This window comes from Indolivaga capnocytophagoides DSM 22835, from assembly GCF_000426485.1.
GTDB lineage: Bacteria > Bacteroidota > Bacteroidia > Bacteroidales > Dysgonomonadaceae > Dysgonomonas_A > Dysgonomonas_A capnocytophagoides.
In genome coordinates, this window is sequence record NZ_AUFL01000005.1 from 126819 (window position 1) to 139271 (window position 12453).

Consider the following 12453-nt stretch of genomic DNA (forward strand, 5'->3'; position numbering starts at 1 on the left):
AGACCTTACTTTTTATTTAAGAAAACTAATAAAATAAAAAAAATAAAGAGTTCTCTTTTTTTCGCAAAATGTTAAACAAAAATAGATTATCTTTGTTAAAAGTAAGATTAGATAATTGATATGCACTCACTTGAGTGCAGTTATGGAGTTTGTGTAAGAAATGAAGAAATCTACGATTTGGCTACTCGCTGCTGTAATGGCAGTTACCTTTTTCGGGTTGTTATCATTGCAAATCAATTATTTTCGTGCCTCATTAAATATGAGAAACGATCAATTTGATGAGGCTGTGCGTAGAAGTTTATATCAAGTATCAAAGAATCTCGAACTCGAACAAACAAGAAAGTACCTGTATCAGGAAGCTTCTGATTTTTATAACAAAAAAGGAATATACAAAGATATTCCTGTGACTAATGCCAATGGCGAGCAGATTGTAACCCATTCACAAAGTTTCAGAATCACCGATAACAACGGAGATCCGATAATGAATATGGAATACAATGTATCGCAAACGACCAGCATCAAAAGCTCCAAATCTAAGAATATACCCAAAAGAGGTACAAATGCCGTAGCGCAGGCCTCCTTTAATATACAGGAACAATTTAAACAAAGATATGATTATCAGCGGCAATTGGTCGACAATGTAATCGCAAAAGACAATGTTATATCGAAACTGATACAACGATCAAGCACTGAGCCTATTTCGGAAAAAATAAATTTCAAGACCCTTAATAATACGATAAAAGACGAGCTCAAATCAAATGGTATAGAGATACCGTTCCAGTTTGAAATCGTAGACAATAACGATAAACCGATATTTAAACAGGAGAACTATACAGAACCTGACAAAAACTCGCTTTATAAGCAGGTCTTATATCCAAATGATCCGATAGATAAGTTAAACAGCCTTTGGGTATCATTTCCTACCAAAAACGATTATCTGCTCAGTGAAATATCATTGCTGTTGCCGGCTTTTGTATTTACACTCATTTTGCTCATTACATTCATAATATCCATATACCTGATATTCAGGCAAAAGCGTTTATCTGAAATGAAGAGCGATTTTATGAATAATATGACTCATGAACTGAAAACACCGGTATCAACCATATCATTGGCTGCGCAGATGCTGAGAGACCCGGGGATAATGAAATCGCCCGATATTTTCAATCATATATCCAGTGTGATTAATGATGAAACCAAACGCCTTAGTTTTCAGGTAGAAAAGGTATTGCAGATGTCTCTTTTTGAGAAACAACAGGCAACTCTAAAGTTCAAAGAGTTGGATGTCAACGATATTATTGTTAATATTGCCAATACTTTTCAGTTAAAAGTCGAAAAATTCGGTGGTAAAATCGACATAGATCTCGAAGCAGATGATACATTAGTAAATGCTGACGAAATGCATTTTACAAATGTAGTTTTTAATCTGCTAGATAATGCACTTAAATACAGGCGGGAAGATATACCTCTCGAATTGATGATTCGGACATGGAATCAGAACAATAAGATATATATAAGTGTTGAAGATAATGGTATCGGTATAAAAAAAGAAAACGCTAAAAAGATATTTGAACGATTCTACCGTGTTTCGACAGGTAACAGGCACGATGTAAAAGGATTCGGACTTGGACTTGCATATGTAAAAAAGATAATTGATGATCATAAAGGTACAATCAAGGTAGAAAGCGAAATAGGTCAAGGTACCAAATTTATAATAAGTTTATTCAATATAAAGTAGAGATATTATGGAAGAGAAGTTAAAGCTATTTTTATGTGAGGACGATGAAAACCTCGGGATGCTACTCAGAGAATACCTGCAAGCCAAAGGTTTTGATACAGACTTATTCCCTGACGGAGAAGCCGGATATAAAGGTTTTGTCAAAGAAAAATACGATTTGTGCGTGCTGGATGTTATGATGCCTAAAAAAGACGGTATCACATTGGTCAAAGAAATCAGAGCAATCAATCCTGACATACCTATTATATTTTTGACAGCCAAGAATATGAAAGACGATATTCTTGAAGGGTTCAAAGCAGGAGCAGATGATTACATAACCAAACCTTTCAGTATGGAAGAACTTGTGTTGCGTATCGAAGCTATATTCCGCCGCGTAAAAGGCAAAAAAGGTAAAGATCAACAGATTTACCAATTCGGTAAAATGAATTTCGATACTCAAAAACAAATTCTGACTATCAATGGAGAAAGCACTAAGCTTACAACCAAAGAGTCTGAACTATTAGGCTTGCTTTGCGCTCACGCCAATGATATATTGGAACGCAACCACGCTTTAAAGCAAATATGGGTAGATGATAACTACTTTAATGCCAGAAGCATGGATGTATACATCACCAAACTCAGAAAACTTCTGAAAGCCGACCCTGAAATTGAAATCATCAATATTCACGGTAAAGGCTATAAGTTAATTGCTCCGATAAATGAGGAAGCTGAAGAATCTGAAGCTTAACATTATACGTTAAAAATGAAAGCCTGCCTGATTTCGGGCAGGCTTTATTTTTGTCTCTGACACTTTCAACACGACACATTATGGTATGCCTATCAAAGAAATAACCATTTACATCTGTTTATTGTTGCTTACTGCCTGTAATACGGGGGAAAAGGCTGTCGATCAATACAAACTGCCCGTCAACCATAAACATTACAAGGATACGATGATAGGGAAAAGAATCCTTCTCTATGGAGACAGTATATCATCGGATGACTACGAATGGTACAAACAATACCTCAAAGAGGATTCCGGAGCCTCTGATGTATTCTTAGCCGGCTTTAGCGGATATACAGCCTCAATGCTCGCCAAAGATTCTCAACTGCAACGAATATATGATTATCGACCCGACATCATCATATGCCTTCTCGGAGGAAACGACACAGGAAAAAGGAATACAGTAGGAACTTTTGGACTTACCGATGAACCAACCGCCAGCGAAACCGATCTTAATTCGGATTATACAGACGATTATTTCATACAAGCAGCATCTCATATTGCACGTAAAGTAAGGCAGCATTATCAAGACTCTATACAGGCTCCTTTTATCGTCTTTTGCACCCCGCTGCCACAAAAAAGGAGTAACAGTTTCAACTCATTCTCTCAGCCCGAAAATTGGCTTCGAAAGAGAGATGCTATTGTCGAATGTTGCAACAAATACAACATCAAATGTATAGATCTTTACAATCTATGTAATTGGGATTTCACCAAAGAACCTTATTGGACATCCCCTACCGATATTAAGAATAACCATGGCATCTATACAATGGATGGACTTCATCCCAATGAGAATGGATATAAAGATATGGTTCGCATTATAATAAAGGAAATGTCTGAATAATCATATACAAAAGAACCGGAACATAACTTCCGGTTCTTTCTATTAAGTAACAGCAAGTATTTAATGATATACTTTCAGTCTAAACAGACTGTGACCGTTTCACTTACAAAAAAGACAAATAGGTCTGGGACCTTACCTTAAATACTTGGCACTACCTTTTTGATTGTTCCATCTGCATTGAATTCCATTTTATCGATACAAACTTCTCTATGGAATCCGGCAGCATCTCCCATTTTTATACCATTAGGGCGATTGAATCGGTGATAAACAATATACCATTCATCCGAATCTGGCTTTTGAAGAACTGAATTATGCCCCGTTCCATATATTCCCTTATCTGCATCTTTTGACAAGATAAGATTGTTTTCTGGTATTCTCAATTTACCTGTAGGAGAGTCAGACATGGCATATCTCACCCTGTAATTCTCGCTTCGGGTATCATCCTCCGACCACAAGAAATAGTACACTCCATTACGGTAAAATACATAAATACCTTCCCTGAAAGTATTGTCGGGTGTCATTATCTTTATTGTTTTTTCCTTAATAGAAAGCATATCGTTATTCAATTCGGCAACAGCCATGTACCCGTTTCCCCAATAAAGGTAATACTTCCCGGTTTTAGGATCCTGAAACACATCGGGATCTATTTCCTGACCTCCTCTTATCCCTTTAGGACGAGTTGCGACAACAGGCTTTCCCGAATCGGTAAAACGACCTGTCGGATTATCAGATACGGCTACGCCTATTTTTTGAGCACCGGTATAATAATAATAGTATTTATACGAATCGCCTTCTTTTCTTTCAATGATGCAAGGAGCCCAGGCATTGCGCCCTGCCCAAGGAACATCTTTTTTCAGGTCGAGAATAACACCTTCGTCTGTCCAATCTTTCAGATTATCGGATGAGAATACCTTAAAATAATATCCACCCCAGCCATCAAAACCATCGCTGGTTGGATAAAGGTAATATTTACCGGTCTTTTGTGAATATAAAATCTCCGGATCGGCATAATACCCTTCTAATACAGGATTATTATTCAATGCAGGGTATTTAGCAGGCATTCCCCATTTGTCTGTCAATCTTTTCAGTTCTTTTTTAGTAACAGGAATAATAGACCCATGGCGAGGGTGAAAGTCCATTGATATTTCGTGATCAATCACCTTGAAGTTTTTCAAGTCTGTTGTTTCACAAAATTGATACTGCCCTTTCATATACACATCATACATCAAGATGTAAGTATCCGAATTGATCCTCTTAAATACACTCGAACCTTCTACAGCGTCTTTGGTTTGCTGTTTGTAATCATCAGACTCATCCCAAATTCCCGAAGTAAGAGATTTGGTCGTTGCCAACTTTAGACCGTTTCCATCGCCTTCTGTCTTATAAAACAGGAAAAATTCTCCATCTTTCAGAATTATATCCCCATCGATACACGATTTCTTATTCTTTGGAATAAACAATGTCTTCGGCTCTCCTTCCAGATCTGTAAAATCCGGCGTTGCATATGCGTAATAGATTATATCCGGACCATTGCCATGCTGCATCGACCAATATACCATATATTTTTGGGCTTCGGGATCGTAGATAGTTTGAGGAGCCCATACCCTTTTCAGATTCTCCTGCCCCTTATATTTTTTCTGAATATTAATAATACTTGATGTCCAGTTTACCAAATCTGTAGATTTCAACAAAATCATTGCTCTGTTAGAATCCCAGCCCTTTGATGAAGTCATATCCGTTACGACCATATAGAATGTTTTACCATCCTCACCTCTCAAAATATGAGGATCTCTCACTCCTCCTGTCGAGCTTATTTGCTTGGAATCAATTACAGGTTGATTGTTATTCAATGCCATAAAATTATAACCATCTGCACTGATTGCAAACCTGACAGCTTCTTCTTCAACGCTATTTCCGGTGAAATAAGCAAATAAATAGCCTACATAATCTTTCTCGGCAATACTGCTTTGGGCAATGCTGTAACCTATAGCTATAACGCTCATAGCTACAAAAAGAATTGCCTTTCTTATTTTTTCCATATATAATATTCAGATTAAAAATTTATACTACATTTCTATTGTTTACCAAAACTTTACGAACAAAAGGTTACAAAAGTGACATTCTTTGTGTTTACTTTCCGGATAGTACTTTTGTTACTTGTACCCCTATGTCCCTTAAAGGAGATTTCATTTTCTCCGAAAAGCCCCTTTAGGCGTTTGGGCGCATTTTCCGAAAAGGTTACAAAAGTTACTCCCAAAATGCACTTTTACATCAGTAACTTTTTCTCTTTTTATCAGAACCTGTAACTAAGAGCCTGTTTAAATTTTAGCGAAAATTAATTTTATGATTGTCAAAACCAACTCTTAGCTGCTTTTTTCTGCTCTTATGAGCCTATTTTTCGCTTTCTTTTTTTAGTTTAGCCCGCTAAACTTTCAAAAACAAAACTAAAAATCTATCTCACAATAGCTATAAAAAAGTACAGCTATAAAATTTAAACAGGCTCTAAACATTGTCCCCTTTCTATATAGATAAAAAGTCACTAATAACCTTTGATCAGTTGGTCAACACAACACCTCCATTCGAAGTAATGGTGAGAACAGTATTGCCGTCCTTCTTAATTTTGATTTTATCCAGTGTAGTTTTCCCGTCCGAATCATCTGCATATCTTTTCACTTCCTGCTCGGCAAACATAGGCAGATTAACTTTCAGTTTAAGAGTATTTCCTGTAGCATTAACTGCGGTAATGTACCACTTGTCGGCATGTCGGCGAGCTAATACACAGAATTTGCCGGGGTATCCGTCGATAAAGCGGGTTTCATCCCAAGTTGTAGGAACCTGTTTCATAAAATCGATTGCAGCCGCAGGTGCATCTTCCAGATTATTGGGAGCAATAGCAAACATCTGAACCGGATTTTGGTATAATACAGCTGTTGCAATCTGGAATGTATATGAAGTCCGTCTGATTGTACCGCCATCATTAGTACGGTTATGACGTTTGTTCAACAGAACAGGACCAAATTCCATCGACCCTACTGAATTTCTGATAAATGGGTGCAAACAAGCACTGTAAGCCTCATCATCATTCGACTTCTGTGTAAAAATCAGATTTTCGGAGGCTAAAACAGCTTCACTGCCAACATAGTTAGGATACATACGTTCCCAACCACGGGGTAAAGTACAACCATGGAAAATAATCATCAAACCATAATCATTTGCATCAGAGAGTATATCTTCATACAATTTCATGGTCTCTTGCTTATCTCCTCCGAAGAAATCAACTTTCAGGCCTTTCACACCCAGACTTTTCAACCACTGCATTTCTTTTTTTCGAACTATCGAATTATGCATCCGTTGTTTTGCTCCCTGAGGAGCATCATTCCAATATCCGTTTGAGTTATACCAAAGGAATACATCTACCCCCTTTGACTGGGCATATTTAAACAACGCAGGCATCTTTTCATATCCTATCTGAGTTTCCCACAGACCATCGATCAGCACATATTCATATCCCATTTGAGCAGCTAAATCAATGTACTTGATCTGGTCTTCATAATTCACGCTATTGTCCTGCCACATGATCCAGCTCCATGTAGACCTTCCGTACTTATATTCTTGTGTAGGTTCGTACAATGGCTTTACTACATCGAAAGGAACAGTTGTTTCTACAATCGGTTTCAAGGTATTCCCTACGGTTATTGTCCGCCACGGAGTTTCTCCCGGAAGGCTTATAGCAGGATTTGCACTTCCAATTCCGTTATTTTCTTTCTGATTAGGATATGCAATAGTGTAAAGTCCGTCAGCTGTTCCGTCACTTAAGCGAGAAGCACAATATGCACTGCTGACTCCGGTTTCGGAAATTAATACCCAACCATCGTTTCCGACATGAAACAATGCGGGAAAAGTATATCCTTCTCCATATTTTGAGGGTGTACCTACCGGCTCATCAGAAACATATTCTTCTTCATAGCTGGGCTTAGTCCGCTTCCATCCGATCATCGGTGAAGCCTGAGGGGTGATAAATGTTGTTGTCTGAGGTGAAAATTTAAATCCGGTAGCCTCTTTTTCTACAACATAACAGGCAGTCTCTCCTGACTGGGGAATTGTATATTTAAATGCAACATCATTGTTACTTACTCTGAAAACTATTGATATTGGTACGTTATTCTTATTAGTCATGCTATACACAACCTCTTTTGCTATATAATGAACCGAAGCCACTTTCGTTCTGTCCATTATATACTTTTCATCGATCGATGATTCTTTTGTAGAAACAAAATTCATGGACTTTGAAAAATCGCCTCCATCAGTAACTAGTCCTAATGGTGATTTTTCTACCAGCACCTTGTTGTCGTATGCTACCGAATACGAGGGTTCTCCGTTTACTATCGAAACATTAAGGTTTAATCTTCCATCCGGAGAGTTAACTTGTACATCTTTTGCCCAAAGGCAGCAAGTGTACACTAACAAACTTGCACAAAACAGTACTCTTCTCATTTATTCAATTATTTAGGTTTTTCATGCAGAAAGGACTCAGCCCCTTTTATTAACTATCTAAGCATAAATGCAGTTTTTCTTACACAGGCAAATTTAAGGTTAATAGCACTATAATATAGAGTATATTTCATGCATGTTTGTACTACATTTCAATCAGAAGCCGGATTCGGGGTCTGTTTCATTTTTAATCTTCTTGAGATACTCAGAGGGCACAAGACCAAATTCATCCTTAAAGCATTGCCTGAAATAAGTTATACTATTTATACCTACCATATACGAGATTTCCGATATTGAATATTTTCCGGTAAGCAGCAATTTTTCGGCATTACCGATTCTTATCTTCCTGATGAATTCATTTACCGATATACCGCAAAGTGCTTTTATTTTACGATAAAGGGTAGAATGGCTCATATTCATTTTTTCGGCAATCAATGCCACATCTATCTTGTCTGAATCGAGATTCTGTTCGATAATAGCAGTCACCTTTTCAATAAATTCATTATCAATGCTGTTCAAAGCATCCACAATGATCGTTTTTTTATCTATTCTGTTTTTATTGATCAGATCTGCCAGCTTTTTCCTTGTATCCAGTAAGTTCACAATGCGACTCCGCAAAAGATTAGCACTGAAAGGTTTCGTTAAATATGAATCTATCCCCAGATTATAACCTTCGGTACGATCTTGTATCGTATCTTTTGCAGTAAGTAATATGATCGGAATATGGCTGGTTCTTACATCCTCTTTCAATGTTTTGCTAAGCTCAAACCCATCCATTTCGGGCATCATTATATCACTTACGATAATATCAGGTACATAGAGTAAGGCCTTCTCCCAACCTTCGGCTCCGTTTACCCCTACATAAACTGTATATTGATCCGCTAATGAACTCTGAATATAGTCCCGTATATCTTTATTATCCTCAACAACCAGAATAATAGTTTTATTTTCAGCAGTATTACCTGTATTATTCAGTTCCTCTCCCAGAATTTCAGTTACAGCTTCCTCGGACTCTAGTTCATCTATATGCTTGGCATTCGGATAAATATTATTAGCATCAATTCTGAAACGGAATATTGTCCCTTCTCCGAGTTTACTTTCTACAGTTATATCTCCTTCGTGTATCAAAACCAGATTACGAACCAAAGCTAAACCAATCCCTGTTCCCGAAACCTGCCTGTCGCCATTTGCCTGATAGTAACGCTCAAATATGCGTGATATGGATTCTTCAGGAATTCCGCATCCTGTATCCCTCACCTCTATTTCGGTATAAGTGATGTCATCTTCATGCAAATCCCTTAATGTAAGAGAAATAACACCTTCCTCGGTGTATTTAAACGCATTAGATAACAGATTTTCCAGAATAGTACCTATTATATCCGAATCGAAATAAATATCGTCGGTTCGGGTTTCTAGATTAATCTCAAGGTCTACTTTTGCATTAACGTTCAGCTCTTTATACTTTAAGCCAATTTCCTGAACTAATTGAGACAAATCTCCCTTATGTATTGTAAGCCTTTTGTTTTGTGTCTCGGTTTTACGGAAATCCAAAATCTGATTAATCAGATTAAGCAAACGCATAGCACTTTTGTGTATGACAGTTATTTTAGAGGCATGCCTTTCCGAAAGCCCCTGATCATTCTGCAAATCCTCCAAAGGTCCCAGAATAAGGGTTAATGGTGTTCTTAATTCGTGGGTTATATTGGTAAAAAAGCGTAATCTCTCATCATTAAGCACCTGCTCCTGCATATGGTTTCTTTTTTCCAGAGTAAGGGAAGTTTCCAGTTCGAGTTTTCGCTTATAAAAACGAAGGATAAAAAAGACTATCACCAAAGCAATTATCAAGTATACAGCCTTAGCCCACCATGTTAACCACAACGGTGGATAAATATCAATAATAAGTGATGCGACATGGTCAGACCATTCCTGATTCTTGACTCTTGACTTGATCAACAGTTCGTACTTACCTGGAGGTATATTTCTAAAAGTAATTGTATTCAGATTTTGAGTATTATACCAACGGTCTTCAAGTCCTTTCAGGGTATAGCTGTAATCGACCTGATTGTTCAGGGCATAATCCAGTACATTAAAAGATACACTAAATGTATTCTGATCGTAATCGAGCTTAATGGTTGACGTCACAGGGATGTTTATCTCCAGATCGGCAAGTTTCGATTCATTATTATATACTGTAAATCCGGTTATTACCGTTGAAGGTAATTTGATATGGGTAGGTATTGTTTCGGGATCCAAATAACACAAACCGTTTTGTGAGCCGAAAAATATTTGCCCCTTTGCATCTTTTGTCACAGAAGCACTCATGAAATCTCCCAAAGGAACACCATTATGATGATCGTAATGATAAAATTTCCCCGTACTGCATATCATACGGCTTATCCCATCATTGGAGCTGATCCATATGTTATGCGATGCATCTTCGGTTATAGCCCTGACATGAGTGTTCTTATATCCATTTTGTCCATTAAATATTTTAAACTTATCATCAACTGACGGATTTTCGAACAAAACGAGCCCCTCCCCTGTAGCGATCCACATCTGACCTTTTGAGTCTTTATATATATAATCAATCGTATTAGAAGGAAAGCCTTTCCCTGTATTATAAGTCTTCGGATTAGTAAAGTCTTTATCAAGAATAGTCAGTCCTTCTCCAAACGAACCGATCCATATTCTTCCTTGATCGTCTTTTGAAATCGCTCTGACCAAGTTTCGCAATTTATCCAAAGAGTATAATTTCCCGGCTTTCGCTGATAAATTATATTCATACACTCCGCTGCTTGTCCCAATAAGCATATTTTTGTCCTTATCTTCGTAAAAGCATCGGATATCGGTATTTTTATCATCGATCAAAAACCGAGAGACAACTTTATATTGAGAATCAAAAACAATGACTCCTCCCCTAAAAGTTCCGAACCATAAGTTATTGTCAGAATCTCGGGTTGCTGTCAGAATTGCATTATCAGTCAGTGGGCTGTTGCTTTTATTGAGAGTCTTTACCTTTACACCCTTCTCAAAAATATCTATTCCTCCACCATCTGTCCCTACCCAGACCCGATCTGAACGATCGACACAGATCCCCCATGCCACAGGATTACTTAATGTATTATTGAGACTCGGAATCGGAGAATACTCCCATGCTTTGAAGAAAGTCGGATAATGGCTTATAAAGTTTATGCCACCACCGTATGTTGCCAGCCATATATTCTCGAACGAATCCTGATAAATACTTCTTACGGTAGGATTAGATAGTCCGCTGTAATCATCACTATAACCAATGTTCTTAAATAAAACATTTTCGGGTCTAAGAAACATGCTTTGCCTGATATCAAGAATACTTACCCCACCTCTTTCGGTTCCGATCCATAGCTGCCCGTCTTTCATCTGAGTTATGGTATAAACATAATTGGATATCAACGAATTACTATTTCCCGAATCGTGTCTGAATACCACAAACGACTCTGTATCCGGATTGAATAAAGCCAACCCATTATTCGTACCGATCCAGACATTTTCATTCTTGTCAATGAATATTGCTGTTACGACATCACCCGGCAGGCTTTCCGCATTAGCCGGATCGTGTCGATAATTTTTGATTTTATTATCTTTCAGAGACAGGATACTGAGTCCCGAGGTTACATGTCCCAGATACAATAAGCCTTTACTGCCTTCATTTACACACCAAACACCATTGCTCACCATACGAGGAATAGTTGTTTTATTATAGTGCTTGAAGCTTTTTGTCTTTTTATTAAAATATTCGACACCCCTGTAGTATGTCGAAATCCAGACATTGCCATCTCTGGCGTTTACAATATCTGTAATATCATTAGTGACAATACCTTGTTTGTTTATAGAATCGTGTCTGTAATGAACAAACACTTCTGTTCTACAATCAAACATATTAAGTCCTTCACGCTGAGTCGCAATCCAGACTACATCGTCGTATTTGTCTGCATATACCTTATTCAGTTCATTCCCGCTGATACTTTGGAGAGAAGATGAAATATCCTTTTTCTTATAAACTTTAAACTTATTTCCATCAAATCTATTAAGCCCCGATTCAGTAGCAAACCATAAAAAACCCTTTTTATCCTGAGTAATACTTACAACATAATTACTGGATAAATCCGATTCTATCCCGATTCTTTTTATATCAGCAGCAAAACCACCGGTCGGGACAATGGCTATCAGAAATATCAAAAACAAAAGAACTAATAATCTCATATAGGATGCAATCTTCTAAGGTCTCAGACCTATGTTTTTATCTATCTAAGTAACACTTACGTCCTGTTACAACTTTAAAGTGCGACATTAAATATCAACGTTTACTTAAAATAATCAAAAATATAAAATAAACGGCTGACACCATATATAGCAACACGTCATTGACAAATCTACCATCCATCAATGACGATTTTGTACATCTTCAAAAAAAATAGCATCTCTTCAAATTAAGTGTTCAATACACACAAATTAGTAAGAGATATCAGAATAAAATAAGATTAGACAATCAATACATTCTATCTCTCATAACAGATTATATCTCAGCTTTGACCAATTCCACAATCTCTTTTGATTGATTTAAGATCAGGAAAAGCT

The 12453-nt window shown here is 37.3% G+C and carries 6 protein-coding genes; 3 read left to right on the forward strand and 3 right to left on the reverse strand.

The window, feature by feature from the left end; genetic code table 11:
- Positions 1-160: 160 nt before the first annotated feature.
- The 3 genes from K322_RS0102225 (at position 161) to K322_RS0102235 (ending at position 3345) form a co-directional block, all read left to right on the forward strand.
- Positions 161-1738, forward strand: a complete 1578-nt coding sequence (locus K322_RS0102225) for a sensor histidine kinase (protein WP_026625397.1) — start codon at positions 161-163, stop codon at positions 1736-1738.
- 7 nt (positions 1739-1745) lie between these two features.
- Entirely contained in the window at positions 1746-2465 is a 720-nt protein-coding gene (gene rprY / locus K322_RS0102230; protein WP_026625398.1) for a response regulator transcription factor RprY, read from the forward strand.
- Positions 2466-2550: 85 nt separating this feature from the next.
- On the forward strand, positions 2551-3345 hold the full coding sequence (locus K322_RS0102235) for an SGNH/GDSL hydrolase family protein (protein WP_026625399.1): 795 nt from the start codon (positions 2551-2553) through the stop codon (positions 3343-3345).
- Positions 3346-3482: 137 nt separating this feature from the next.
- Here K322_RS0102235 and K322_RS0102240 read toward each other — a convergent pair whose 3' ends face one another.
- From K322_RS0102240 to K322_RS0102250, 3 genes are all read right to left on the reverse strand, one after another.
- Positions 3483-5348 (reverse strand): family 43 glycosylhydrolase, encoded by a 1866-nt coding sequence (locus K322_RS0102240; RefSeq protein ID WP_221406992.1) that lies wholly within the window; start codon positions 5346-5348, stop codon positions 3483-3485.
- A 550-nt stretch (positions 5349-5898) separates the two neighbouring features.
- Entirely contained in the window at positions 5899-7839 is a 1941-nt protein-coding gene (locus K322_RS0102245) for a glycoside hydrolase family 97 protein (protein WP_026625401.1), read from the reverse strand.
- Between the two features lie 153 nt (positions 7840-7992).
- Entirely contained in the window at positions 7993-12078 is a 4086-nt protein-coding gene (locus K322_RS0102250) for a hybrid sensor histidine kinase/response regulator transcription factor (RefSeq protein ID WP_026625402.1), read from the reverse strand.
- Positions 12079-12453: the final 375 nt, after the last annotated feature.

Excerpts from the sequence above, each read along its gene's own strand:
- rprY (WP_026625398.1), top strand. The coding sequence starts at position 1,746 with ATGGAAGAGAAGTTAAAGCTATTTTTATGTGAGGACGATGAAAACCTC.
- K322_RS0102240 (WP_221406992.1), bottom strand. The coding sequence starts at position 5,348 with ATGAGCGTTATAGCTATAGGTTACAGCATTGCCCAAAGCAGTATTGCC.
- K322_RS0102245 (WP_026625401.1), bottom strand. The coding sequence starts at position 7,839 with ATGAGAAGAGTACTGTTTTGTGCAAGTTTGTTAGTGTACACTTGCTGC.
- K322_RS0102225 (WP_026625397.1), top strand. The coding sequence starts at position 161 with ATGAAGAAATCTACGATTTGGCTACTCGCTGCTGTAATGGCAGTTACC.
- K322_RS0102235 (WP_026625399.1), top strand. The coding sequence starts at position 2,551 with ATGCCTATCAAAGAAATAACCATTTACATCTGTTTATTGTTGCTTACT.
- K322_RS0102250 (WP_026625402.1), bottom strand. The coding sequence starts at position 12,078 with ATGAGATTATTAGTTCTTTTGTTTTTGATATTTCTGATAGCCATTGTC.